The sequence below is a fragment of the Paucibacter aquatile genome, assembly GCF_002885975.1.
Classification (GTDB): Bacteria; Pseudomonadota; Gammaproteobacteria; order Burkholderiales; family Burkholderiaceae_C; genus Paucibacter_A; species Paucibacter_A aquatilis.
The window spans coordinates 2,437,991-2,463,122 of record NZ_POSP01000003.1 but is presented as its reverse complement, the minus strand read 5'-3'; the positions used below and the strand labels follow the sequence as shown (position 1 = coordinate 2,463,122).

Annotated in this window: 16 protein-coding genes; 8 read left to right on the top strand and 8 right to left on the bottom strand. The window is 67.5% G+C overall.

Translation table 11 applies throughout. From position 1 onward, the window contains the following. Window positions 1–324: 324 nt before the first annotated feature. From C1O66_RS13740 to C1O66_RS13720, 5 genes are read right to left on the bottom strand one after another with little or no spacing between them, the layout of a single operon-like run. On the bottom strand, window positions 325–2,415 hold the full coding sequence (locus C1O66_RS13740; RefSeq protein ID WP_102768396.1) for a hypothetical protein: 2,091 nt from the start codon (window positions 2,413–2,415) through the stop codon (window positions 325–327). After that, on the bottom strand, window positions 2,412–3,533 hold the full coding sequence (locus tag C1O66_RS13735) for a VWA domain-containing protein (RefSeq protein WP_102768395.1): 1,122 nt from the start codon (window positions 3,531–3,533) through the stop codon (window positions 2,412–2,414). Before C1O66_RS13735 ends, C1O66_RS13740 begins: the two co-directional genes overlap by 4 nt. After that, a complete protein-coding gene (locus C1O66_RS13730) occupies window positions 3,530–5,995 on the bottom strand; it encodes a DUF5682 family protein (RefSeq protein WP_102768394.1) in 2,466 nt (821 codons plus the stop codon). Before C1O66_RS13730 ends, C1O66_RS13735 begins: the two co-directional genes overlap by 4 nt. Beyond that, a complete protein-coding gene (locus C1O66_RS13725) occupies window positions 5,970–7,073 on the bottom strand; it encodes an ATP-binding protein (protein ID WP_102768393.1) in 1,104 nt (367 codons plus the stop codon). Before C1O66_RS13725 ends, C1O66_RS13730 begins: the two co-directional genes overlap by 26 nt. Beyond that, the gene (locus C1O66_RS13720; protein WP_102768392.1) at window positions 7,063–10,764 is read right to left on the bottom strand and encodes a DUF4132 domain-containing protein; all 3,702 of its coding nucleotides are present in this window, start codon (window positions 10,762–10,764) and stop codon (window positions 7,063–7,065) included. Before C1O66_RS13720 ends, C1O66_RS13725 begins: the two co-directional genes overlap by 11 nt. A 901-nt stretch (window positions 10,765–11,665) precedes the next feature. Here C1O66_RS13720 and C1O66_RS13715 point away from each other — a divergent pair. Continuing rightward, complete coding sequence (locus C1O66_RS13715; protein WP_102768391.1) at window positions 11,666–12,859, top strand: esterase-like activity of phytase family protein; 1,194 nt, start codon at window positions 11,666–11,668, stop codon at window positions 12,857–12,859. A gap of 315 nt (window positions 12,860–13,174) precedes the next feature. Further along, complete coding sequence (locus C1O66_RS13710; RefSeq protein ID WP_102768390.1) at window positions 13,175–13,531, top strand: hypothetical protein; 357 nt, start codon at window positions 13,175–13,177, stop codon at window positions 13,529–13,531. A gap of 381 nt (window positions 13,532–13,912) precedes the next feature. Here C1O66_RS13710 and C1O66_RS13705 read toward each other — a convergent pair whose 3' ends face one another. Continuing rightward, window positions 13,913–14,335, bottom strand: a complete 423-nt coding sequence (locus C1O66_RS13705; RefSeq protein WP_102768389.1) for a VOC family protein — start codon at window positions 14,333–14,335, stop codon at window positions 13,913–13,915. Between the two features lie 497 nt (window positions 14,336–14,832). On the opposite strand from C1O66_RS13705, the gene C1O66_RS13700 reads away from it, so the two are divergent. The 6 genes from C1O66_RS13700 to C1O66_RS13675 all read left to right on the top strand — a co-directional run bounded on the left by C1O66_RS13700 (window position 14,833) and on the right by C1O66_RS13675 (window position 21,799). Next, entirely contained in the window at window positions 14,833–16,068 is a 1,236-nt protein-coding gene (locus C1O66_RS13700) for a beta propeller repeat protein (protein WP_243392795.1), read from the top strand. Next, window positions 16,065–16,349: a MoaD/ThiS family protein gene (locus tag C1O66_RS13695; protein WP_102768388.1), complete on the top strand. Its 285-nt coding sequence runs from the start codon at window positions 16,065–16,067 to the stop codon at window positions 16,347–16,349. Before C1O66_RS13700 ends, C1O66_RS13695 begins: the two co-directional genes overlap by 4 nt. A gap of 118 nt (window positions 16,350–16,467) precedes the next feature. Further along, window positions 16,468–17,304: a GDSL-type esterase/lipase family protein gene (locus tag C1O66_RS13690; protein WP_102768387.1), complete on the top strand. Its 837-nt coding sequence runs from the start codon at window positions 16,468–16,470 to the stop codon at window positions 17,302–17,304. An 84-nt stretch (window positions 17,305–17,388) separates the two neighbouring features. Continuing rightward, entirely contained in the window at window positions 17,389–18,981 is a 1,593-nt protein-coding gene (locus tag C1O66_RS13685) for an AbgT family transporter (RefSeq protein ID WP_102769644.1), read from the top strand. Between the two features lie 103 nt (window positions 18,982–19,084). Continuing rightward, the gene (locus C1O66_RS13680; RefSeq protein ID WP_102768386.1) at window positions 19,085–20,605 is read left to right on the top strand and encodes an FAD-binding domain-containing protein; all 1,521 of its coding nucleotides are present in this window, start codon (window positions 19,085–19,087) and stop codon (window positions 20,603–20,605) included. A gap of 27 nt (window positions 20,606–20,632) precedes the next feature. Beyond that, window positions 20,633–21,799, top strand: coding sequence for a serine hydrolase domain-containing protein (locus tag C1O66_RS13675; RefSeq protein WP_102768385.1), 1,167 nt, complete (start codon window positions 20,633–20,635; stop codon window positions 21,797–21,799). A 2-nt stretch (window positions 21,800–21,801) separates the two neighbouring features. Here C1O66_RS13675 and C1O66_RS13670 read toward each other — a convergent pair whose 3' ends face one another. Continuing rightward, the gene (locus C1O66_RS13670) at window positions 21,802–23,769 is read right to left on the bottom strand and encodes a methyl-accepting chemotaxis protein (RefSeq protein ID WP_243392794.1); all 1,968 of its coding nucleotides are present in this window, start codon (window positions 23,767–23,769) and stop codon (window positions 21,802–21,804) included. 270 nt (window positions 23,770–24,039) lie between these two features. After that, entirely contained in the window at window positions 24,040–25,020 is a 981-nt protein-coding gene (locus C1O66_RS13665) for a DMT family transporter (protein WP_102768384.1), read from the bottom strand. Window positions 25,021–25,132: the final 112 nt, after the last annotated feature.

The following is a 25,132-nucleotide window of genomic DNA, read 5'->3' as shown; positions in this document are numbered from 1 at the left end:
AGTGAGACACGGGTTCAAAGACCGCTGACTAGCTGAGCGCCAAGTGGTTGATCAGCGCCGGTTTTCAGTTTTGGGTTCTGCGCAAACCGACAGGGGTGGCCGGAGCCTTTCTGTATGTCGGTGTCGGTGTCGGTTTGCGCTGAAGTTCGGACTATTTGCGCTGAAATTGGAACTCGATCAGCTGTGGGTTTGAGTGCTTGCGCCGCCTAGAAGGGTGAGGTGTCCGTTGACATCCAGACAGAGAAGGCTGGTGAGGGCAGGCGGGTTTGTGTGAACCCTGAATGATTTGTCGCCGACAAGGCGCGTGAGCTATCTCCGGCAGCGTCATTCCAGCGGGTCAGCCACGCGCCCCGAAAGGGTCTCGTAAGTCAGCCGCAGATAGTTCATCCGGAGCAGAGCGTGGCCGCCGCGGTCGACTGGTTTGAGGGCAGCGAATGCGGTTAGGCCAGCAACTTCTGCCTGGTCGAGCAGCCGCTGCCGTTGCGCCGGCCAGTTGCCGGGACTGTCGGCGGGCAAGCCGCGCTCGGCGAGTTGTTGAAGGGCTCTCCGCACCGCGGCAAGAGCTGTTGTCTCCGTCACCGCTGCCACCACGGGTGCCGGTGCAGCGCCGCGTACCGACCAAGCCTGCCGCCATCGAGGGATCAGGCTGCCAGAGGTAAGGTTGGCGTCGAAGAAAAGGGCGTCAACCGGCGCCGTCTCTTGCGGGCGGATCAGGCTCAAAGGTTCAACCACCACGGCGTCCCCAAGCTGCTGTAATTGCGCGACCACCATCAGGTCGCCGGTCACTGCGCCGGCCGGTAACGCTTCGATGCGCTCCATCGCGTGTTCGGTAAAGCGATCGAAGCGCAGCTCGGCCATCAGCGCAGCGCCGTCGGCGTCCCACAGCGGCCAGACGAGCGTCTGACGCGAGTCGTCGAAGCGGTAGGGGCCAATGCGGCTGGGTTGAAGGAACACCCAGTCCTGCATCGGCGCCGGGCGCGACAGCGGACTGCACTGCGCTTCACGGGAGGCGATGAGGTCGGCCCAGCGGGTCCAGGGCTGGAGCCGGCTGGCGGACCAGGCCGCCGCGTCGGCGTGCAGGACCGTGGCGACGGTGGTGTCGCGCGCCGATAGGCGCATGGCTTCGTTGAGGTGCGCGCCGATCAGCGACAGGCGCTGACCAGTGGCGCGCTGCGGCGAACCGAGCCCGCTCCAGGGGCCGGGTGCTTTATAGCGGGCGATCGGGTCGAAGCCGCGCAGCGCTTCCGGCCTGGCGTCCGTGCTGGACATGAAGCCGTCGCGCGGCGACCAGAAGAGCATCGTCAAGCCCACATAGCCGCTGGCCGAGCGCCACGGCCGGGCCCCGAGGCCCAGCACCTCCATCGCCCCGGTCTTGTCGTAGCGCGTGCGCGCACGGCCGAGCAGCTCCGTCGGCGCCAGGCCCTTGGCGGCGGCCGCCTCCAGGGCGTCGACCAGGGCGTTGGCCAGCGTGATCTCATCCAGCAGCCGGTGCTCGTCCGCGCCGCCCGCGCGGTCCAGCAGCAGCTCGATGTGGTCGGCAATGCGCCGCAGCTGTAGCGCCAGGCGGGGGTAATCGGTCCCCTGTGCCCAAACAGCGAGCGTGGTGTAGCGCTCGTGCATGCCGCTCGACAGATGCGCCAGACCCAGCTCGATCGACTCGCCGAAGAGCCGCCGCGCGCTCGCCCGCATGCGCTGCCGCGAGTTCTCCAGCGCCGCCGCGCTGCTGCCGACGAGCTGATGGTCCGCCCCGAGGTCGAGCGCCTGCGTGCGCGGCGCAGCGGCGGGCTCGGGGGGCGCCAGGTCCTGCCCGAGTGCACGGCGCAGAGCCAGCACCGCCGCGACGCGGTACTTCTCCAACTGCGGCAGCTCGACGTCGGCGATCAGATTGGCCATGCCACCGCCCATGTAGCGCAGCGTCAGCCGCGGGCGCTGCAGCGCCAGCACGAGGTGCTTGTCGCCCGTGACCTGCAGCGCCCCGCGGTCGCCGAGGTCGTGCAGGTACTGCCAGGCCCAGCGGTATCCGGCCTTGCCCGCGTGCATGACGAGCTCGGCCGTCGGGATGGCGAGCAGGCTCGCGCGCAGGAGCTCGAGCGGGTCCTCGGCGGGCGCGGCAGCGGGCGCGCTCGCCTCGCCGGCCCGCTGCTTCAGGCCGATGGCGGCGGCCAGGATGTGCTGGCAAACGCCGGTCGCCGGGCAGTCGCAGCTCGCCTGCGCCGGGCCGCGCGCATCGAAGCGGATGCGCTGCTCGCCCACCGTGACGACCACCTCGGTGTCGCTCTGCTGCGCGATCTCGACCGCCAGCCGCTCCAGGTCCTTCTGGGCGCGGCGCAGCAGGCCCCGGTTGGCGAGCGCGGCAAAGCCCTCGTCGTCGAAGCGGGCGAGCTGTTCCTGGAGCTGGGCGAGCAGGCCGCTCATGAGATGACCTTCACCAGCCATTGCGCCAACCGCTGCGGCGTCAGCGCGGCGATCTCCATGCCGCAGGCCGCCAGGCGCTCGGCCATCTGCCGGTCGTAGACGGGATGGGCGTTGCCGTCCAGCGCCGCCAGGCCCAGCATGCGCACGCGCGTCTCGGCCAGCTGGCGCACGGCCCGCACCAGCTCGGACGGCGCCGCGCCTTCGCAGAAGTCGGTGACGAGCACGAGCACCGTGCGGTGCGGCACCTCCACGAGCTGGCTGCAGTAGCGCACCGCCTTGCCGATGTCGGTGCCACCGCCGAGCTGGGCCTGCATCAGCACCTCGACGGGGTCGTCGACATGCTCGCTGAGGTCGACGATGCTGGTGTCGAACAGCACCAGCTTCACGCGGAAGGCCGGCAGCGCTGCGAAGATGCCGGCCATCACCGCGCTGTGGATGACGGAGTCGACCATGCTGCCGCTCTGGTCGACGCACAGGATGATGTCCCAGGGCAGGCGGCGGCTGTTGCGTTTGAAGAACTTGATCTGCTCGACGACGAGGCGTGCGCGCTCGGCGTCGTAGTGCTTGAGGTTGGCGCGCACGGTGCCGCGCGCGTCGAAGTTCTGCGTCACGGCCATCGGCGAGTGGCGGTGGCGGTTCAGCCGTCCCGACAGCGCTTGGCGGACTTCGGCTTCGAGCTGGCGCCGCAGCTCCTCCACCACCTGGCGAATGATGCGCTTGGCCAGATGCAGCACGTCGCCATGCAGGTGCCCGCGCAGCGTGAGCAGCGTGCGCAGCAGCTGCTGGTTGGGCTCCAGGCGCTCGAGCGTCTGCGGGTCGGTGACGAGTTGCGTGAGACCGTAGCGGTCCAGCGCATGCTTCTCGATGATCTCGACCGTGTCCCGCGGGAACAGCTCCCGCACCTCGCCCAGCCACGTGACGAGGTTGGGCTGCGAGGCGTCGAGCGAACCGGGTCTGCGCTCGCGGTCCTCGCGCAGGCCGCGGCCCTGGTACTCGCGGCCGTAGAGCTGGTCCAGCGCCTGGTCGCGGCGCTTGTCCTGACCCTGCAGGCCCTGTGGGCTCAGGGGCTGCTCGGCATACCGACCGAGCACGAGGCGCCAGCGGTTCAAGGTGCTCATGCCTGCAGCCATCCTTCCAGCCCGTCGGCCCGCAGGCGCTCGAGCAGCTGCGCCGAGCGGGCCAGGTGGGCCTGCACCTCGGCGGCATCGAGGTCATGGCGAACCAGGCGGCCGAGGTCGCCCTGGCCGTGCAGGCCGGCCACTGCCTGCGCGATGCGATCGGTTTCCTTCGGCGTCATCTCGGCGAAGGCCAGCCGCAGCTCGGGCAGCACGGCGACGAAGGCCGACTCGTCCCATTCGCGCAGGCGGGCGTCGAGGGTGTCGAGCAGGCGCGGCTGCTGCCAGGCCGCCTCGCGCGCCGTGCTGAGGAGGCCGCGCAGGAAGGCCACGGCCTCGGCCGGCGTGACGCCGCCCTGCAGATGCCCCGCCAGCAGCGCCTGCAGCGCGGTGTCGTCGAGCCGCCCGCCCCCATGCCGTAGGCCGGCGGCCGCACCGCGGATGAGGGCGAGGTCGTGGTGCGACTGCAGGTGGTCGAGCAGGTCCCAGAAGAGGCTGGCGTCCAGCGTCTCGCCGGCCGCACTGGTCAGCAGTTCGCGCAGCCGCGACATCGCCTCGATGAGCCCGCTGCCGTCGCCCGCCGCGCCCTGCAGGCTGCGGCCGAGGAACAGGGCACGCTGGTAGCTCGACTGCAGCAGCGCCGGCACCTCGGTCAGGGCGCGGGCCTCCAGCGGCTCGCGCGACTCCCAGAGCAGCCCCAGCACGCCGCAGGCCGTGGCGACGGACTCGAAGGTCGCGTCCTCCGCAACGACCTGCACCAGCGTTGCCATGACGCGCCGAACGTGGTCGTGCAGGCCCAGCACGCAGGCCTGCACCAGCAAGGCCGCGGCCGCCCCGGCATCGCGCGGTTCCTCACCGTCGACGAGGCGCTGCAGCCGCGCCTCGAAGCGCTGCGCCACGGCCAGCGGCAGCGTCGTGCCGTAGACCGAAGCTTCGACGAGGGCGGCTTCGGTGCTGGCCGAGTAGCTGTACTCCCACTGCTCCTGCAGCTTGCCCAGGCCCAGGCGGTTGACGAAGTCCGGCCCGGCCACGCGCGTGGCCAGCGGCACGCCCAGCAGGCTCACGCCGTGCAGCAGGCGGCTGGTGAGGCGATGGTCCGGGCGGCGGTAGAGGTCCAGCACGAGCCGGCGCGGCTGGGGGTCGTCGATCTTCAAGCGCTGGCGGCGGGCTCGGGCTTCGAAGTCGCGCAGCAGCGGCGGCCTGTCGGTGCCGGGCGGTACTTGGCCGACCGCCTGCCCGCCCAGGCGGCGGCGCGTGACGGCCAACACCAGCGCGCCTTCGGCGTCCAGCTCGCCCTTGACAAAGCAGCTGGTCACGGCGTCCAGCAGGTCCTCGCGCAAGGGCGCGTCGCGCCCACGCAGCGCAGCCAGGCGCAGGGCCTGCTCGTAGGCCGCGGCCAGCGTGGGCATGGGCAGAGGCAGCCGGTGCTTCTCGCGCAGCTCGGCGGCGATGTCGAACAGCAGCGCGAGCGTCTGCTCTTGGCGCAGCCGTGCGCCGACCGCCACGCCGGCCTTGTCGCGCTGGAGCATGCGCTCCCACAGGCCCTGGTGCCAGGCAGGCGAGGTCATGCCCGCGCCGTAGCCGTTGAGCCGGTCGAGCCGCTCCTGGCCATAGCGGATGAGGGCCGATGCCTGATCGTCGATGGCCGCCGTCTTCACCACCGGCCGCAGGGTGCCGGCCGCCACCAGCGCCGGCAGTACGACCGCATGGAAACCGCCCACGACCGCCAGCACCGGGCCGGCGCCGGCGGCCCGCTCGGCCAGCGCCTCGCCGATCGCGGCGGCCATCTCGGCCTCGCGGGCGAGCGTGCCGTCGGCGCGCAGTTCGTCGTCGGTGTGCTCGCTGCGCGAGAGCTGGCAGTAGGCCACGAGGTCGGACATGTGCTCGGGCAGGCTGCGCGTCAGCGCCGGCGCCTCGAACAGGTGCTCCCAGAGCTCCTCGTGGTCGCGGCACCCGAGCCGGCGAGCGAGGTGGCCCAGGTACTGGCTGCGCTGCAGATGCCGTTCATCGAGCCCCGTGCGGGCCAGCTCATCGTCGAGGTCTTGCGGGTCCTGGCTCGCCTGCTCGGCGACGTCGAGGTCGATGAAGCGGGCGGGCAGGCCGTGCACCGCCGCGTGGCGCAATGCGACCAGCTCGGGTGAGTGGTCGCAGAACGGGTAGTAGGCCGCATAGCGGCGCGCCGGCCGATCGCCCTGCGCCTTGAACACGCAGTAGCCGTAGACCGCCAGTGGCATGCGGGCCTGCGCGTGCGTGAGCTGCGGGATCAGCCGCGTGAAGCTGCGCGGCCCTTCCACCAGCACAGCCGACACCGGCGTGGCGGCCAGCAGTTGCCGCAGCTGCCAGGCGCAGGCGGGGCTGTGGTGGCGCACCGGGAAGACGATCAGCTCCGGCGTCATCAGTTGCGCGGCCAGCGCGCGCAGCGCGGCGGCGTCGGGCGCGTCAGCGGTCCAGCTCGCGTCGGGCATCGAGCACACGCTTCCACTGCGATGCCCCGACCAGCTTCTGGGCGCGCTGTTTCACGACGACGTCGAAGTAGTGCCGCAGCTTCTTGCCGTCGTCGGGGTTGTCCTTCAGCACGGTGCCGATGAGCTGGCGCGCCACATGCTCGCCGCCGACGCTGCCGTTGCCGAAGTAGTGCGCGTCCAGGCAGGCCGCATAGCCGACGGAGACGGCCTCAGCCGACGACATGACGGCCGTGGGCTTCTCGACGACCACCCCCTCGCTCGTCACGCCGTGGCGCAGGTCGTGGAAGGCGGTGACAAGCAGCTCGACGACATCCGGGCGGAACTCAACCTCGATCTGCGCATGCCTCAGCAGCGCCTCGGTGCGCTCGCGGATGAGCTGAATCTCCAGCTTGCGGTCGCTGATGGGGCGCACGGTCTCGAAGTTGAAGCGGCGCTTGAGCGCGCTGGACATCTCGTGCACGCCGCGGTCGCGAATATTGGCCGTGGCCAGCACGTTGAAGCCTCGGGCGGCGAAGACGGTGGACTCTGGGCCGCTGAGTTCGGGGATGTGGAGCAGCTTGTCGGACAGCAGGCTGATCAGGCTGTCCTGGATCTCGGGCTGCACCCGGGTCACTTCCTCGAAGCGGCACAGCCAGCCGGCTCGCAGCGCCTGCACCATCGGGCCGCTCACCAGCGCACGCGGCGTGGGGCCTTCGGCCAGCAGCAGCGCGTAGTTCCAGCCGTACTTGATCTGGTCCTCGGTCGTGCCGGCCGTGCCCTGGATGCTGCAAGTGGAGCGCCCCGAGACGGCCGCCGCGAGCAGCTCCGACAGCATCGACTTGGCCGTGCCCGGCTCGCCGACGAGCAGCAGGCCGCGGTCGCTCATCAGCGTGACGATGCAGCGGTCGATCAGTGCATCGTCACCGTAGAACTTGCGAATGATGCCGAGCTTGTCGTCGCCCAGCACGAAGCGCCGCACGGCGCGCGGCGAGAGCTGCCAGCCGGCCGGGCGGGGGGCGTCGTCCTTCTCGGCGAGGCGGGCAAGTTCCTCGGCATGCACCCGCTCGGCGGGCTCCCGCAGGATGGCTTCAGTAGGCACTCTTCTTCTCCCACTCGGGGTCGAAGCCCGAGCCTTCGGCAGCGATCTGGCGCAGGTCGTCGTAGCACTCGGACAGCAGCACCTGGGGCACCTTGCCCAGCCCTTGGGCGGCGCGCGACCAGCGGTCACTGCCCGTGGCTGCGAAGGACAGATGATGCAGGGCCACCGTGCGGTTCTCCTCCGGCAGGCCGTTGCCGCTGAACTCAATGACGGCCTGCAGACCGAGGGTCGGGAAGCGCTTCTCGTAGGTGAAGAACCAGCCACCGTCCTCGGTGCTGCCGCGCGAGTAGCCGAGCTTGGTCGCGCGGCCACGCAGCGCAAATGCCTCGATCAGGTGACCACGGAAGTCGAGCACCTGCTGAGCGCCGGACTGGTCGGCCGGCAGCGCATAGCCGCCCTTGCCGAACTGTTGGAACAATGGCTTGACCGCGTAGTCAGCCAAGTGCTGCTGCCAGGCGGCGACCGTGTCGGTCGCCAGTAGGGAGTCGTGCGCGAGCCGCACGCGCGCGTCGTCGCGCAGCTCGACCGGGTCGTCGTTGACGTCGGTCAGGCTGCCGTCGTCCAGCGGGCGGAAGACTTGGGTGCAGCCGTCTTCCAGCGTCTCGATCCAGACCAGGCGCTGCACGATGTGGCGTAGCACGGGATGCTGCAGCAGGTAGTCGCGCCAGTCGGCTGCCGGCCAGTCGCGGGCGGTGCACAGGGCTTCGTAGAGGCGGTCGGTCTGTAGGTCAACGATGCTCTTGAGCTCCTTCTTCGCGGCACTCAGCGTCTTTTTCGCATCCTTGGCCAGAGCGGCGTCATCCTCCTGGCGGGGCTCGGGCAGAGCTGTGATCTTCTTGCCGTCGGGGTTGAAGAGCTCGACCCTGAAGTCCGGCAGCAACTTGACCGAGAACTCGCGCGGGCCGTAGCTCAACGTCAGCGTGCCGGTCTCGTCGAAGCCGGCGGAGGGAATGGTCCGGTCGGCGAGCTCGGCGAGGGTCCACCCCTTGCGCTCGGCCAGGGCCTCGGCCTGCTTGGTCGCTTCTTCCTGGAAGCTCTTGGTACGGAATCGGCTGCCGACTGACAGCATCAATTGCGTCGCGCTGGGGTGTTCGATCCATGCAAGCATCGCAATCAGCGCCTTGCCCTGGGCTGCGCGGGTGCCGTACCACTCCTTCAGGTAGCGCTGCACCGGCGGCGCGGCGCGCTCGGCGCAGCAGGCCGCCGCTACCGCGAGCAGGCCCTTGCTGCCGATCGCCGATGCCAGTGGCTGGCGCAGGAAGCCTGGTAGGAATTGCGCGGCAATCTCGTCGACGCTCATCTGTGCCATGGGGTCGCCCTGGTAGTACTGCGGGTACGCCTGGATGCTGTTCCAGTGTTGCTGCGCCAGGCCTCTTGCACGCTGGAGCGCCTCCTCCTGCGTACCCGGCCGCACATCTTCAGCCAGCCAGGTCTCGAGCACGAATTGCCCCAGCGCTTCTCGGTCGCGTGGCACCATCAGGCCGCACAGTTTGCGCATCACCGCATTGGGTTCAGGGCTCTTCTGCTTGCAGGCTTGGGCCAGCAGCCACTGCAATAGCTCTGGCGCCACGGCCGCTTGCGTGTCTGACCAATGGACAGCGGGCAGTGCCGCCCAGGGAAACCAATCCAGATCCTTGGGCAGACCCTTGGCCACGAACTTGGCTGCGTCCTTGGCCAGTGTCTCCCGGTCCAGGTAGGCCTCGACCGGGCGCCCCAGCAGTTGCAGCGCATCAAGCATGGCGCCCTTGGCGAGGTCGTTTTTCTCTTTGCGCACGGCGTTCTCGAGCGCTGCAACCGCTGGTTCGTGACGCAGCCGGCCGAGCCATTGCGCGGCCAGCAAACGAACTTCCGACTTGCTGCTTTGCAGCGCGGTCGCAATCCGTGTCTCCTTGTCAGGCTGGCTATTGAGTGCCTCCTGCGCAAGCGCGCGATCAAGCTTCGCCGACCCCAACGCGAGATCGAACAAGGTGTTGACCAGCGTTGAAGGTGGGACCGGCAGCGAGGAGATGGCCTTGAAAAGTGCGGCTCGCGAGAAGTACCAGTCGTTGGACGTGTTTTCGCTGAGCAACCGAATGACCAGTTCCTGGTGATGGGCCATGAAGGGCCAGACGTCGGTGTCCGGCCAGTTGTCGGCCAGCGATTGACCCCAGCGCGAGCAATAGGTGCGCAGCAGGCGCTCAGCACCGAAGCCGTGAGCCTCGAGCACCTGAGACAGCTCCAGCAGCGTGGGGCGCCCGCTTGCGCGGTGCAGGCCGTTCACGCAGGCGATCAGGAGATGCGAGTGGCCCCCCTCCTGAGGTTCGATCAGGCGGAGCACCCGCAGCGTCTTGATCAGCGACACGGGTGTGAAGTGGCCAGCCTCTGCCAGCTTGATCAGCAGCGGCCCGATGAAGCGCTGCACCTTGTGGTCGAACGCTGGAACAGTGGCCATTTCAGTTACCGGGCCATCCTGGGCGAGATGCCGTTCCAGTACTTCAGCATCCGAGGCCTTGAACGGTTCGTCGACGTGCAGGGGCCAGTTGTAGCCCTGTGCCTTGCCGCGGGCGTGATGTTCGCGCGCCTGCGCATTGGCCTTTTCGATGGCGGCATTGGCTTCGGCCCACAACCCATTCTGGACCTCCGGCGCAATGACATTGACTTCAGCGCGCCAGTCGATGACGGGCACGGTGTAGTCGTAGCTGACCTCAGTGGGCGTCGCATCGTTCTGCGCCCATTCCGTGATCAGGGCCTGTACGGCCGGCGCCTTGTCGGCCGCAGCGGTATCGCGCGTGAATGACAGCAAGGCGGCATCCTCGCGCTTCGCTGCCAGGGTCGAGAGCACTCGAAGCGCCTGCAGGCGTGTTTCGGGCTTGCTGGTCACCGCCAGCTGCTTGAGCGCCTCGATGAGCGGTACGCCGGTGCGAGCCAGCAGCGGCTCAGCCGCCGCACGGACCTGCTTGCTGGTGCTGGCGGCGAGCTCGGCGATCTGGGCCGAGCACAGGTCCAGCATGGCAACAGGCGCCGGCTCGAGCATCTTGAGCCCATGCACTCTTCCGTTTACGTTGGCTGATAGAAGCAGGGGGGCGATCGCCGCAGCATGGCGCAGCAGGGCCTCCGGATAGTCCGCCAAGTCAGTCAGCATCAAGGGCCGTTGATCGGCAAAGTACCCCGTGCTGCCGGCTATCTGGAATGCAGGCAGCAGCCATGCAGCGGGCGAGAGGCCGTCCTCTATGCACAGCGCCTCCAAGCTGGCTGCAGTCAGCCCCCGTGCCTTGGCACGCGTGCCGCCATAAACGTTGAGCCCTTGTCCGCTGCTGTGCATCAGCAGCAGTTCAGGCCAGCGGACGCCCTGCTCGAACGTCATCTGACAGCGACCGAGGGTGCTATCCAAGGCTGCGTCCAACACGCGTGCCCATCGCAATCCAACGGCCGGCGGAATCTGCTCGAAGTGTTCGTACAGATCGAAGACCTTGTTGGGCGTGATGCCGCCGTAACTCGTCAACCCCAGCTGCTGACTGGACTTGTCGCTTGACTTGAGCGCCTGCAGCACGGCAAGCGGTTCGCCATGCAGAACGAAGCGAAGCGTTTGACCGGACAGGTCTCCACCCAATTGCTTCAGCACCTCTTCAAGGCGCTCAGCCCAAGCTGATGAAACGCCCTCGGGGAGATCGGCCGATTGACCTCTCTGGAGATTGTTGACCCACTTGAACATGCGCGCCTCCCGCCGCAAACGTTTTGGCGCGCATTATCGTTGCCGCCCGGCGCCGCTCAGGATGACGCGGAGGTGAACTTGCACATGAACATACCGGAACCGCACGAAGCAGATCGCGCCTCGCACTTGGTTTGACCGGCTACCGCACGCCAAGCTGGTGTTTTCGGTGTTTCCGAGCAAGGGGCGGCAAATTCCGGACGCTTATTTTCCTCCGAGGCTTGGCCCCGACGGGTAGACGGCGAGACGCGTCGCAGCATCGTCGCTGAGATCGTGCGTCGGCTATACAAGGCGACAGATGGGGACAGACCTCGACTTGGTGTCAGCTATATCGACGCTTCCGCCAGTGTGACGGCATGCAGCGCCACGCCTTCCGACGTCCTCGAGGTGATATGTCGGTAACTGAATATCGCGACTTTGGGCTCGCTTCAAGAGTCAGGCGAGGCGTATGACCACGCCGTCGATGCGCTGCGTAAGGCAGTTTGGCGACGGGAGGTACTGGTCGTGCTGGGCGGGCGCGTCGATGTCACAGGCGTGCAGGCCTGCTCGGTAAAGGTGATCCCTCGCCCGCGGATGCAATGATTTGGCTTCCGGCGCAGGTAGCAAGACAAAGTCTCATTGGCTGCGTTTACCTGGATCTAGCCTGCGATGCCACCCGAGTTGCTGAGCGAAGAACTCAAACTTCAACGAGACCAGAAGCCGCGAGTTCAATCTTCGGCGAGACACGGCTTCTGGCCTGGATGGGACAACAACCGCTAAGTACTGGATTTGATGGAAGCCGCAGTTCAAGCTTCAGCGCAATCCGACACCCTGATCTGTTCGACTCACGGGGCACAGCCAAACCTTCATCGGCGGTCGCTAGGCTGGGCGAGTTTCTTCAAACCATTCGGAAAGCCCTCTCATCATGAAGCACCGCGCGCTCCTTACCCTGGCTTTGGCATGCAGCGTGTTCAGCTGCCAGGCGGCTGACTTCCAGCTGCGCCTGATCGGCAGCACCGCCCTGCCCACGGGCACAAAGTTCCAAGGCGTCGAGTTCGGCGGCATTTCAGGGCTGGATCGCGCGGCCGATGGCAGCTACTTCGCCATCTCGGACGACCGAGGCGGTGAGCGCGGCACGCCTCGCTTCTACAAGCTGCACCTGGACTACGACGCCTCGGGCTTCAAGGCCGTGACCATTGACAGCCAGACCACGATGAAGCGCCCCGATGGCAGCGCCTTCCCGTCCAACGCCCGCACGGTGGACCCCGAAAGCATCCGCGTGGCCCCCAATGGCAACCTCTACTGGTCCAGCGAGGGCAACTGGAACGCCAACCCCCAACTGCGCTACCAGCCCTTTGTGCGCGAGATGAAGACCGACGGCAGTTTTGTGCGCGAGTTCAACACGCCCGCCATGTTCAATTACGTGGACAACGCCACCACGGGCGGCCGCAGCAACAAGCTGTTCGAGGCCCTCACCGTTGCACCCAATGGCACGGTGTGGACGGCCAATGAAGACGCACTGATCCAGGATGGCAACATCACCTCGCTGAGCAAGGGCAGCACGGTGCGCGTCACCGCGCTGAACCCGCTTACCGGCCAGTCCGGCGCGCAATACGCCTACCAACTGCCCCCCATCCCCGTGGATGCCGCGCCCGGCGCGCCCTTCGGCCCCGACAACGGCCTGCCGGAGCTGCTGGCCCTGTCCGATACCCGTTTCCTGGCCGTGGAGCGCGCTTTCGCCTCGGGCGTGGGCAACACCATCCGCCTGGTGCTGACCGACACCACCGGCGCCACCGATGTGAGCGGCATCGTCAGCTTGAATGGCGCCAATGGCGTCACGCCCATGAGCCGCGAAGTGCTCCTGGAAATGGCGATTCAGTACCAGGGCATCACCCTCGACAACGTCGAGGCCATCAGCTGGGGCAAGACCCTGGACAACGGCAACCGCACCCTGGTGCTGGCCGTGGACAACAACTTTGCCGCCAACCAAAGCACCCAGTTCATGGCCTTTGAAGTCAGCGCCGTGCCCGAGCCCCAAAGCTGGGCGCTGATGCTGGCCGGCCTGCTCGGCGTGGTGGCCCGCCGTCGCGCGCCGGGCCGCCATCGCGACGCGGTCTGACGTCTTGATCTGGCCCGCCGTAAGAGGCAACGGGCTCAGTGACAGGGGGTCAGGTTTTGCGGCTTGGCCCCTTTTCATTTCCTCCGGAGAGATCCGCCACGCAGGCCATGGCGGTGAACGGCAGATTCAACTCGCCGCAACGCAAGGAAGCGAGACGCTATTGGATTCCGTGGGACACACACTCGAACTTGATGAAACGGGTGGCGCCCGTGCCAGATTCGATGCAGGCCCTGGCTCAGCCTCAGCGCAAAAACGAAACGAGGACAGCCTGCCCAGCTTTGCGGCAAGGTCGACCGGTCTGCGCTCGACTCGCGTGTGAACTTGGCGGCCGGCGCGGGCCTGCCCGCGGAACAGAGCGAGATGGATCCAGCCCGAAGGCACGGCGACATCCGTGGTGTACGCTTTGCGGCCACTGAGATTCTGAGGGAGGCAGTCATCAAGCCAGGACTTATCGCGCTGCTGCTTTGCGCACCGATGTACTACGTGTTTTGGAAAGCCATCTTTGGCTCGCGCCAAGAGTTTCTTGATGCGCTCCGGTTCTGGTTTCAGCCCAACTGGCTGTCTTGGCTGCGTGCTGAGTTCAACAAGGACATGTATATGTCCTTCAAGCTCGGCTTTTTCCTCTTCTTGTGCTCGGCTTGCACATGGCTCATGCTCAGCCTGTTCCAGTGACTGGGGATGACGCGCGGCACGCAGTCACGATGCCGCAAAAACCTGCGACTTGTGAATGACAGCCTCAGGCTGTCGAGTTGCGCAAGTCGAAGGCTGCCGCTGCGCTCCGCAGGGCTGAATGCAGCGCCTCAAGGTCTTCGAGAGTGCCAACCGAACGCATCCAATGCCGTCACTGACCGGTCGCCGACTCGCGCCAGCTTCTGCTTGAACTGATGGGCGAAGCATCCTGCCCACCATGTCCTGCGGCGGGTGATGATGGGATTGGCTCAGCTGTTCGCGGCCCTGCCTTGCCTTGGCAATTCAACCGGCTGATCTTGTTCTTGAGGCACGGAAATTTCGCCCCGGCTTCGTTTTTTGGGGCAACCCGACTCGGCCCCTGTTTCAGTCCTCCGCTGCTGGCGCCCCTTCCGCATTCATCCAAAACGCCCCCCACAAATGCCCGTCCGGATCCGCCAGGTCGCGGGCATACATGAAGCCCAGATCCTGCACCGGGTTCACATCGGCGCGGCCGCCTTGGGTTCGGGCCACTTCGTTCATGGCGTCCACGGCTTCGCGGCTGGGCAGCGAGAGGTTGAGCATGTGGCCGGCAGTGCCGGCGGGTGGCAGGGGCAGCTCGGTGAAGCTGCGCCATTTGCTGTGGCTGAGCAGCATGGTGTGGATGGTCTCGCTCCAGACCATGCAAGCGCCTTCGGCATCGCTGAACTGGGGGTTCAGCTCGAAGCCCAGGGCTTGGTAGAAGGCGATCGAGGCGGGCAGGTTCTGGACCGGCAGGCTGATGAAGATCTGTTTGAGGTGCGGGGGCATGGGGAGGGGCTCCGGGGGTGAAGGGGTGAACAGGTGAACAGGTGAACAGGTGAACAGGTGAACAGGTGAACAGGTGAACAGGTGAACAGGTGAACAGGTGAACAGGTGAACAGGTGAACAGGTGAGGGGGCTCTTGAACTTAGACGACGAAGCGGGCTGGGGAAAATCGACAAGGCGCTGCCGCGTGATTTGATTGCTGCTCATCAACTCTGCGTAGGCGGGCCCGAGTCTCCGCGCTTTGGCCTGGTGCTGCCCTGGCACAAACGCGCATGACGGCGAAGGTCGGCGGCGCACAGAATCGGGCCGTGGACGCGAGGGGGGGCCGTTGGCGCGGCCTTGGCCTTGAACTTTTTGTGTGAGGCCTGTCGAAGAAAGCGGCCCTCATTCGTCGTGTCTGTTGTGCATTCCATTCAGTACGCTGCGGCGTCGGCCGCTCGGTTGCTCGGCCTGCCCCACCCCATTCATCGCAATTCACCCCGCGTCAAGGAGACCCCGTCATGAGCCCCAGTCGCACCGTCCGCGCCCCCGCATCAAGTCGCCAGACCACGCGCAAGACCTCCAGCAGCCCTGCGCGCCGCATCGTCGTGCTGGTGGCCACGCGCAAGGGCGCCTGGCTGTTCCACAGCGATGCCAAGCGTCGCAGCTGGACGGTGGACGGCCCGCATTTCCTGGGCCACACCATCAGCCATCTGGTGCTGGACCCGCGCGATGGCCGCACCCTGCTGGCCGCGGCCAAGACCGGGCATCTGGGCCCGACGATTTTTCGCTCCAGCAATTTGGGGCGCAGTTGGAAGGAGGCAACCCAGCCGCCCGCCTTTGCCGCGCCGCCGGCCGGCAGCACGCTGCCCGCCCGCTCGGTGGACCACAGCTTCTGGCTGACGCCGGGCCATGCCAGCGAGCCGGGAACTTGGTATGTGGGCACCTCGCCGCAAGGCCTGTTCCGCTCGGACGATGGCGGTGAGCGCTGGCAGCCCCTGCCTGCAGTCAACGACAGCGCGCAGTTCCGTGAATGGATGGGCTCGGCCCAGGACGGCACGCCGGACGGCCCCAAGCTGCATTCGGTGATCGTCGATCCGCGTGACCCGCAGCATCTCTACTTCGGCATGTCGGGCGGCGGCGTCCATGAGTCGCGCGACGGCGGCGCCAGCTGGAGCCCTTTGATCCAGGGCATGGAAGTGGTGGGCGGCTTTGATCCGAACACCATCACCTTCCACGACCCGCATTGCTTGCGCATCTGCCCCACGCAGCCGGATCGGCTCTACCAGCAGAACCACTGCGGCATCTACCGCCTGGACCGCACGGGCCGGGCCGAGGACGATGTCTGGCAGCGCATCGGCCGCAAGATGCCCAAGCGCGTGGGCGATATCGGCTTTCCCATGGTGGTGCACCCACGCGACCCGGACACGGCCTGGGTCTTTCCCATGGACGGGCAAGACGTCTGGCCGCGCACCGCGCCGGGCGGCCAGCCCGCCGCCTACATCACCCGCAATGCCGGCAAGACCTGGCAGCGCCTCGATGAAGGCCTGCCCGAGAGCCAGGCCTGGTGGACCATCAAGCGCCAGGCCATGACGGTGGATGCGCAGGCCAAACCGGCGCTTTACCTCGGCACCACCGGGGGCGAGCTCTGGATCGGCCGCGATGAGGGTGCGAAGTGGCAGAACATCGCCCGCCATCTGCCCGAGATCTACGCCGTCGAGGTGGCCGAGCTGGACGATCCGGCCTATCCGGCATGAAGCTCATGCTGCCCGGCGCCCTGCGCAGTTATGCGCCGCAGCTGCAGTTCGAGCTGCCGCAGGCCGAGGCGCTGAACGCTCAGGGCCTGTGCACGCTGGATTCGCTCTTCGATGCGCTCGACCGGCGCCACCCGGGCCTGCGCTTTCGGGTGGTGGATGAGCAGGGGCTGCTGCGCGCCAATATGCGCATCTTCGTCAACGGCCTGGGGGTGCGCGATCTGCAGCACGCTCTCGCGGCCGAGGATCTCGTGGCCGTGGTGCTGGCCCTCAGCGGCGGCTGAGGGCGCCGCTTCGCTGACCTGACCTCGGGAAAGCCCGTCTGGCGCCGCCATGGCGCTTGCTGGAGGCTGTGCGCTCCGAACAAACTGGGCCCCTGCGGCCCGACGAGGAGGCGTATCCATGAGTTCCGTTCTCATCAGCGGCGCGCAGTACCTGGCCCACCCCGAGCGCGTCGATCGCAAAGGCCCTTTTCAACGCACCTACCTGGCCGAGGGCGATTCCTGGATGGACGCCAGCGCCTTGGCCCAGGGCTCGCTGCCCTACTACCTGGTGCAAGAGTTCAATCGGCGCGATCAGAGCTGTCTGATCATCAACATCTCCACCTCGGGCCAGACCCTGCAGCGCATCGAGCAGACCATGCAGAGCGATTACGTCTGGTGGCTGCGCCAGCAGCGTTTTGACGGCGTGCTCTTCAGCGCCGGCGGCAATGACTTCATCGATGCCGCACGCGACCCGAACCCGGGCCAGGGCCTGCTGCGCGACATGGCCGGCCAGCCCTTGCCCAGCGATGGCTATGCCTGCGTCCGGCCCGAGGCCTTGAGCTTGCTGCGGCATTACCTGGACGTCAATTTCAGCGCCATGGTGCAGGCCCTGCGCGACAGCCCGCTCAATGCCGACACGCCGATGTTCCTGAACGGCTACGACACCCCCACCGCGCGCAATGCGCCCGCGCTGGATGGCGTGATCGGGCCCTGGCTCTACCAGGCCTATGTAAAAAACCAGATCGACCCCACGCTCTGGCCCACACTCACCCGTGGTTTGTTCCAGGACATTCAGTCGGTGGTGCAGGGTTGGGCCCAGGCGCATGCGGGCGTGACGGCCGTGCCCACCACGGGCCTGCTGCAGCCTGCGGCGCCGGGCAGCACCGGCAGCAGCGGCGATTGGAAGAACGAGATCCACCCCAATGCGCGCGGCTGGAAAAAACAGGCGGTCGTCTGGGCCGATCTGCTGGCATGATCGCCGCCGACTGCAGCCCGGCGGATTGGCCGGGCCGGCAGACTTTTTGTCTTGAACCTCAAGGGCTTTGAGCCCCTCCACATCATGACCTCACCCACGCCGCCCGCAGCGCCCACGACTGCGGCCAACCCTCCCTTGTCGCCGCTGGCGCGCGCGCTCAATGCCGTCGAGCGTCTGGGCAACAAGCTGCCCGATCCGGCCATTCTGTTTGCCTTGCTGATGGTGCTGGTCTGGCTGCTGTCCTGGTGGATGTCGAGCATGCAGTTCACCGACATCGACCCGCGCAGCCAGCAGCCCATCGCCATCAAGAACCTGCTCTCGGGTGCCGCCCTGGCCGCCTTTGCATCGGGCCTGGTCACCAACTTCACCGGCTTCGCGCCGCTGGGTGTGGTGCTGGTGGCCATGCTGGGCCTGGGTGTGGCGGAGCACACCGGCTTCATCAACGCCGGCTTGCGGGCCATCCTGGCCGTCACTGCACGCGCCTTGCTGACGCCGGTGTTGATCGCGGTGGGCATCCTCAGCCATGTCGCGGTGGATGCGGGTTATGTGCTGGTCATCCCGCTCGGCGCGGTGATGTTCTATGCCGCCGGCCGCCACCCCCTGGCCGGCATTTCGGCGGCTTTTGCCGGGGTGTCGGGTGGCTTCTCGGCCACCTTTTTCATCCCGTCCAGCCTGGACCCTTTGCTCGCCGGCCTGACCCAGGTGGCGGCCCGTCTGTCGGCTGACCCGGGCGCGGCGGCCATCGTCATCAACCCGCTCAACAACTTCTACTTCACCTCCGCCTCGGCCCTGATGATCGTGCTGCTGGGCTGGGCGGTGACCGATCTGCTGATCGAACCGCGCCTGCGCAAGAGCACGGCGGTGGATGGTGACCCGGCCGAGCTGCCCAAGATCGAGCCCCTGAGCGCCAAGGAAAAACGCGGCCTGCTGATGGCCGGCCTGGCCACGCTGGTGGCCGCGGGCCTGTTCGTGGCGGCGGTGCTGCCGGCGGATTCGGCCTGGCGCAGCCCGGCAGGCGAGCTGGCGGCGGCCGCGGCCCCGTTGATGAAATCCATCGTCGCGCTGATCTTTGTGTTCTTCCTGATCCCGGGCGTGGTCTACGGTTATGCCTCGGGCAGCATCCAGAGCCATGCCGACATCGTCAAAGGCATGAGCAAGGCCATGAGCGGCATGGGCTACTACATCGTCATGGCCTTCTTCTGCGCGCAGTTCATCTACGCCTTTGGTCAGTCGAACCTGGGGGCCTTGCTGGCCATCAAGGGCGCCAGCTGGCTCAAGGACATGGCCTTCCCCACGGGCGTGACCCTGATCGGTATGGTCTTGCTGACCAGCGTGGTCAATCTGCTGATTGGTTCGGCCTCGGCCAAATGGGCGCTGATCGGCGCCATCATGGTGCCGATGCTGATGCAGCTGGGCATCTCGCCCGACCTGACCCAAGCGGCCTACCGTGTCGGTGACAGCTCCACCAACATCATCACGCCCCTGATGCCTTACTTCCCCTTGATCGTGGTGTTTTGCCAGAAGTATGTGAAGGGCGCCGGCATCGGCACCCTGATCGCGCTGATGCTGCCCTATTCGCTGGCCCTGCTGGTCGGCTGGACAGCCTTCCTGCTGGGTTTCTGGGCCCTGGGCTTCCCCCTGGGCGTGGGCGCCAGCTACGTCTACCCCCTGCCTTGAAGTCAGGCGCCGCGTAAGCCCCGCCGGCCCGCGAGGCCTTGGCTTTCGCGCTAGTCTGCGGGGCGCTGCAGGGGTGGCATGAAGGCCGCCCCCTCAGCCCCGCATGAGGCCCCCGACCGCATCCTCCCACCCCTCCACCCCCACCGCCCTGGTCTGGTTCAAGCGCGACCTGCGCTTGCGCGACCATGCGCCGCTGGTGGAAGCCACGCAGTTCGAGCGCGCGGCGGCCCTGCTGCTGATCGAACCCGAGTGGCTGCAGAGCCCCGAGTGCGAGGCCCGGCATGTCGAGTTCCTGTTGGCCTGTGCCGAGGCGCTGCAGCAAGACCTGGCCTGCATCGGCTTGCCCCTGATCGTGCGCGTGGGCTCGGCCGTGGCGGTGCTGGAGCAGCTGCGCCAGGAGCTGGGTTTCAGCCACCTGCTCAGCCACGAGGAAACCGGCACGGGCTGGAGCTATGTTCGCGACATCGAGGTCGCCCGCTGGTGCCGCACCCGCGGCGTGGCCTGGCAGGAGTGGCCGCAGACCGGGGTGGTGCGGCGCCTGAAGTCGCGCAGCGGCTGGGCCGCGCTCTGGGCCCAGCGCATGGATGCGGCGCCGCTGCCGCGGCCCCTGGGCTTCAAGCCCTGGCTCGATCAGCCGCAAGCGCCACTGCCCCGGCTGCAGGACCTGGGCTTCGCACCCAGCACCGTGCCGGCCACGCCACCCGGCGAGCGTGCCGCCTGGCAGACCCTGGGCAGTTTTCTTGAGGGCCGCGGGCGCGACTACCGCAGCGCGCTTTCCAGCCCGCTCACCGCCACCGAGGGCTGCAGCCGGCTCAGCGCCCACCTGGCCTTCGGCACCATCTCCATGCGCCTGGTGCACCAGGCCACCGAGCGCCGCATCGCCAGCACGGAGGACCGCAGCCTGGCCTACGGCCTGCGCGGCTTCTCCAGCCGGCTGCGTTGGCACTGCCATTTCATGCAGAAGCTGGAGGACGAGCCGGCCCTGGAATGGCGCAACCTGGCCCGCGCCGTCGATGGCCTGCGCCCTGGGGAGAGCGCGCCGCTGGAGGGCGTTGACCGCGAGCGTTTCGAAGCCTGGTGCGAGGGGCGGACGGGCTATCCCATGGTGGACGCCTGCATGCGCCAGTTGCGTGCCACTGGCTGGCTGAACTTCCGCATGCGGGCCATGCTGGTCAGCTTTGCCGCCTATCACCTGTGGCTGCACTGGCGCGAGCCCGGTCTGTTCCTGGCGCGGCAGTTCCTGGACTTCGAGCCCGGCATCCACTGGAGCCAGATGCAGATGCAGTCGGGCACCACCGGCATCAACACCTTGCGCATCTACTCGCCCGCCAAGCAGGCGCGCGAGCACGACCCGCTGGGCGAGTACCAGCGTTGCTGGCTGCCCGAGCTGGGCACGGCGGCCTACCCCGCGCCCATCGTCGACGAGTGCGCCGCTCTGGCCCGCGCCAAGGAGGCGCTCTACGGCCAGCGCCGCCGCCCCGAGGCGCAGGCCGAGGCCGAGCGCATCCAGGACAAGCATGGTTCGCGCAAGAGCGGCCTGCCGTCGACAGCGCGGCCCAGCAAGGCCTCGGCCCGGCGTGGAGCGACTTCGGCCGCTGAGCAGGCGCAGCAAAGCCTGTTCTGAGCGACCGGCCCGTGCGAGACTGCGGCCATGTGCTGCCGCCTGGACCTGCCCTCGCTTGCCTCCGCCCTGCGCCGTGGAATCCTGGCGTTTGGCTGGCTGCTGCTCGTGCTGAACTCACCGGCGGCGCAGGCGGCTGCCGCCCCCGATCGCTTCGAGCGCATCAGCCCGGCCGAAGCCGGCTACGACGCCGAGCGCCTGCAGGCGCTGGCTGACTTTCTGGCCCAGGCCGGCTCGCAATCGATGATCTTGCTGCACGAGGGCCGGGTGTTCTTCGAGTGGGGCGATGTGCGCAAGCCCTTGCTGCTGCATTCCATGCGCAAGGCGGTGTTGAGCGCCCTGGTCGGGCAATGCGTGGCACGGGGCCGGCTGAGGCTGGAGGCCACGCTGGCCGAGCTGGGCATCGACGACAACGCGCCTGCGCTCACGGCCGAGGAGCGCCGCGCCACCGTGCTGCAGCTGCTGCAATCGCGCTCGGGCATCTACCACCCGGCCGCAGCCGAGAGCGCCGCCATGCAGGCCGCCAAGCCACCGCGCGGCAGCCATGCGCAGGGCACGCACTGGCACTACAACAACTGGGATTTCAACGCCGCGGCCGCCGTGCTGGAGCGCGCCTGCGGGCCGGTGTTCGAGGCTTTCGATCGCGACATTGCCAAGCCCCTGGGCATGCTGGACTGGCAGGCCCGCATCGGCCGCTGGAGCGAGGGCGATCCGGAGCCCGATGCGGCCTGGCTCGCCCGCTGGGACGGCTTTGTGCAGAGCGAACCCTCGCGCTCGCGCTACCCCGCCCAGCACTTCCGGCTCAGTGCGCATGACCTGGCCCTCTACGGCCAGCTCTATCTGCAGGGCGGCCGCTGGCAAGGCCAGCAACTGTTGCCACGCGACTGGATCGAGCAAAGCACCCAGCCCGTGTCGGTGGTGCAGCCGCAATGGGGCCTGGCCTACGGCCGGCTCTGGGATGTGCTGTTGCCGGCCCGGCCCGAGGACCCGCCGGCCTTCTTCCACACCGGCGTCGATGTGCACATGCTGGGCGTCTATCCGCTGCAGCGCCTGGTCATGGTGCACCGGGTGGACACCGAGGCCGGCAGCCGCTTCACGCCGCGCGATCTGGTGCAGGTGATCCGGCTGATGCACGCGGCGCGGCGGGCGCAGCCGCCATCGCCACTGTCAGGGTCGGCGGCCGCGGCCTCGCGGTAGGCTCAGGGCAGCTTGAAGGCGTCCACCGCGCGGGCCAGTTGCTCAGCCTGCTGGCGCATGCCGCTGGAGGCCGCGGCGGTTTCCTCGACCAGGGCGGCGTTCTGCTGCGTCATCTGGTCCAGTTCGTGGATGGCTTTGCCGACCTGCTCGATGCCCAGGGCCTGTTCACGGGCACCGCTGGAGATGCCTTGCAGCAGGCTGCCCACCTTGCTGGTGCTCTCGACGATGGCGCGCATGGTGGTGCCGGCCTCGCTGACGATGCGGTTGCCCAGCTCCACCCGTTCGCCGCTGGCCACGATCAGCTGCTTGATCTCGCGCGCTGCCTCGGCGCTGCGCTGGGCCAGGGCCCGCACCTCGCTGGCCACCACGGCAAAGCCGCGGCCTTGTTCGCCGGCCCGGGCGGCTTCCACGGCAGCGTTCAGGGCCAGGATATTGGTCTGGAAGGCGATGCTGTCGATCACGCCGATGATCTCGCCGATGCGGCGGCTGGAGTCCTGGATCTCGGACATGGTGTTGACCACCTGCTCGATCACCTGCCCGCCCTGATCGGCCAGTTTGACGTTCTGGCTGGCCACGCCGGCGGCTTGCGAGGAGCCCTCCGTCGTCTGCGTCACGGTGGAGCTGATCTGCTCCATGGCCGAGGCGGTTTCCTCCAGATTGGCGGCCGCCTGCTCGGTGCGCTGTGACAGGTCCATGCTGCCGGTGGCGACCTCGTCCGCCGACAGCTTGATGGCATCGGCCGCCTCGCGAACCTCACTGACCGTGGCACGCAAGGACAGCTGCATCTCTGCCAGTGCACCCATCAGCAGGGCGGTCTCGTCGCGGCCCTTGGGTGTCAGGGTGTCGGTCAGGTCGCCGCCGGCCATGGCGCGCATGCGCTGAATCAGGGTGCTGATGCCGGAATTCATCACCCGGTAGAAGCAATAGAAAAAGTAGAGGCCGGCCAGCAGCAAGACCAAGGCGCCGCCTGCGCCCAGGATCGTGCCGTGCAACAGGCGCTGCTGGCGCGCTTCGAGCAGAGCGTCCAGTTGTTTTGCAAGGGCGCGCTGCATGCCGCTCAGCTCCACCAGAGCGGCGCTGGCCTCTTGCACGATGTCGGCAGCCTTGCGTTCGCCGACGCTGTCTTGCTGCAGCAAGGCTTCGCCGCGGGTGGTGAAGTCCAGGGCGCTGGTCATTTGTTCCGCCAGCTTGCTCTGTGCCAGGGCCGGGTTGAACTCTGCGGCATGGATCAGGTCGTCGCGCAGGCTGTTCAGCAGCGCCTTGTCTATGGCCACGCTGGCGGCTGCGGTGGCCAAACGCTGTGGCTTGGGGTCCATCACATAGTTCGCCAGGGCTCCTCGGCTCAAGCCCAGGTTCTCCATCAGGGGCGGCAAATGGAAGGTCGCAGCCAGCATCAGGTAGTAGCTGTCGCCTTCGGGGTCCAGGGCAAGACCGCTGGTATTGGCCACATGCTCGACCAGGTCGCCCAACTGCTTGCTGATTTCCACATAGGGTTTGCGAACCTCGGCCGCGCTCATGCCTTGGCTGGCCTGGCGCGACGCGGCCTCATGCGCGGCCATCAGCGGCTTCCAGTGCTCGTCGCCTTTGTCTTCAAAGCTGTCGAGGCGCGGCTTGGCTTCTTTGTGCAACAGTTCGAAGGCCGTTTTGAACCGGTCCTGCAAGGCCGGCAGGTCGCTTCTCTCCACCCCATTGGCTCGGTCGATCAGTCCTCGGCGCAAGAGTTGAGTGGCCTCCATGGCCGGCAAGATCGCTTGGATGGTGGCCAGGCCAGTGCGCTCCGAGGCCGTGCTTTGCCAGGCGGACTTCCGATCGGAGATCAGCACCCCCAAGGTCATGAGCATGGGCAGCACCAGAAGCACCAGGATCACGCCCGCCTTGGCCGGAAACATCATCTTGCGGAACCAGTTCACGCCGGGGCGGGCCCAGCCAGGGGTGCTGGCGATCGGTGTGGAATGCGTAGATGGGCGCATGGAGGCGTCTCGTCAGTTGGGATGAACGCGGGGGCAAGGCGGGGCATTCAACAGCCTCGCTTCATGCCTTGCGGTGAAGCGCGGACCAGAACCGGTCAGGCCACAGCGGGCGCAGCGCGTCTGCCGTGGTGCCTCGACCGAGCGCCGTCTGCGCCTCCAGGCGTCTGACGGGCGGAATCGGGTGCGTCCCTGCATGGTATTGCAATGGATTGCAATAAGCAGTATCGGCAGGGAGCCCGCAGGCCTTGAACGCAAGACGGGGCGGAAAAACTACCGATCTCCGGGCTTGCCCGTGGCAGCACCTGTGGGCGCCACGCCACGGGAACCACCGGCTTCTTCCTCGTTCGGCGCCGGTTCGGGCTTGCGGTTCACCAGAGCCACGCCCACCGCCAGGGCCAGCAAGGCCAGGCCCAGGCGTGGGCTGATCGCCTCATCCAGCAGCGCCGCACCGGCCAGCAGGCCGAACAGCGGCGTGGCCAGGGTGAAGCTGGCCAGACGCGTGGCCGGGTAGTGGCGGATCATCCAGAACCACAGCAGGTAGCTGGCAAAGCTGACGATCACCGCCTGGAAGAAGAACAGGCCGCTCAGGCGCAGCGACCATTCGGCCGGCAGCGGCTCGCCGACCCAGAGCGCCGCCAGGCTCAGGCCCAGGCCGGAGATGCCCAGCTGGTAGAGCAGGGTCTTCTCGGCGCTGGCGCTGGACAGGCGGCTGCCGCGGATGGCCAGGGTGGTGCCGCCCCAGAGCAGGGCCGCCAGCACGCCCAGGCTGTCACCCAGCCATTGCAAGGGGCGGCTGGCCTCTGCTTGATGGAAACCTTCCGAGAAGGCCCAGGCCACCGCCGAGAAGGCCATCACCAGGCCGGCGATCTGGCGCGGCGCCAGGCGCTCGCTGGCCGAGATGAAGGGCATGCCCAGGGCCACGACAAAGGGGCTCAGGTAGATGAACACCACCATGCGCGAGGCGCTGGTGTACTGCAGGCCGATGAAGATGCAGGCGAACTCCAGGCCGAACAAGGCGCCCGCCAGCAGGCCGCCGCGCAGCGTGCCATCACGCTGGAACAGGGCGATGCCGCGCCACTTCGCCCACAGCGCCACCAGCCCCGCCGCCACCAGCGAGCGCAGCCCCGCCTGCCAGAGCGGCCCCATCTCGCTCATCGCCGCCTTCACCGCCACCTGGTTCAGGCCCCACATGACGCAGCAGATCAGCAGCAGGACGATGGCGCGCGGGTCGAGGTGGGTGTGGCGGGGCATGGGGGGGAGTGGGTGAACGGGTGAACGGGTGAACGGGTGAACGGGTGAATAGGTGAATGGGTGAATAGGTGAATGGGTGAATGGGTGAATGCGGCGTGGTGAGCGGTGGAGG

Excerpts from the sequence above, each read along its gene's own strand:
- C1O66_RS13675 (WP_102768385.1), top strand. The coding sequence starts at position 20,633 with ATGTGCTGCCGCCTGGACCTGCCCTCGCTTGCCTCCGCCCTGCGCCGT.
- C1O66_RS13735 (WP_102768395.1), bottom strand. The coding sequence starts at position 3,533 with ATGAGCACCTTGAACCGCTGGCGCCTCGTGCTCGGTCGGTATGCCGAG.
- C1O66_RS13695 (WP_102768388.1), top strand. The coding sequence starts at position 16,065 with ATGAAGCTCATGCTGCCCGGCGCCCTGCGCAGTTATGCGCCGCAGCTG.
- C1O66_RS13715 (WP_102768391.1), top strand. The coding sequence starts at position 11,666 with ATGAAGCACCGCGCGCTCCTTACCCTGGCTTTGGCATGCAGCGTGTTC.
- C1O66_RS13690 (WP_102768387.1), top strand. The coding sequence starts at position 16,468 with ATGAGTTCCGTTCTCATCAGCGGCGCGCAGTACCTGGCCCACCCCGAG.
- C1O66_RS13705 (WP_102768389.1), bottom strand. The coding sequence starts at position 14,335 with ATGCCCCCGCACCTCAAACAGATCTTCATCAGCCTGCCGGTCCAGAAC.
- C1O66_RS13700 (WP_243392795.1), top strand. The coding sequence starts at position 14,833 with ATGAGCCCCAGTCGCACCGTCCGCGCCCCCGCATCAAGTCGCCAGACC.
- C1O66_RS13740 (WP_102768396.1), bottom strand. The coding sequence starts at position 2,415 with ATGAGCGGCCTGCTCGCCCAGCTCCAGGAACAGCTCGCCCGCTTCGAC.
- C1O66_RS13730 (WP_102768394.1), bottom strand. The coding sequence starts at position 5,995 with ATGCCCGACGCGAGCTGGACCGCTGACGCGCCCGACGCCGCCGCGCTG.
- C1O66_RS13720 (WP_102768392.1), bottom strand. The coding sequence starts at position 10,764 with ATGTTCAAGTGGGTCAACAATCTCCAGAGAGGTCAATCGGCCGATCTC.
- C1O66_RS13685 (WP_102769644.1), top strand. The coding sequence starts at position 17,389 with ATGACCTCACCCACGCCGCCCGCAGCGCCCACGACTGCGGCCAACCCT.
- C1O66_RS13680 (WP_102768386.1), top strand. The coding sequence starts at position 19,085 with ATGAGGCCCCCGACCGCATCCTCCCACCCCTCCACCCCCACCGCCCTG.
- C1O66_RS13665 (WP_102768384.1), bottom strand. The coding sequence starts at position 25,020 with ATGCCCCGCCACACCCACCTCGACCCGCGCGCCATCGTCCTGCTGCTG.
- C1O66_RS13670 (WP_243392794.1), bottom strand. The coding sequence starts at position 23,769 with ATGCGCCCATCTACGCATTCCACACCGATCGCCAGCACCCCTGGCTGG.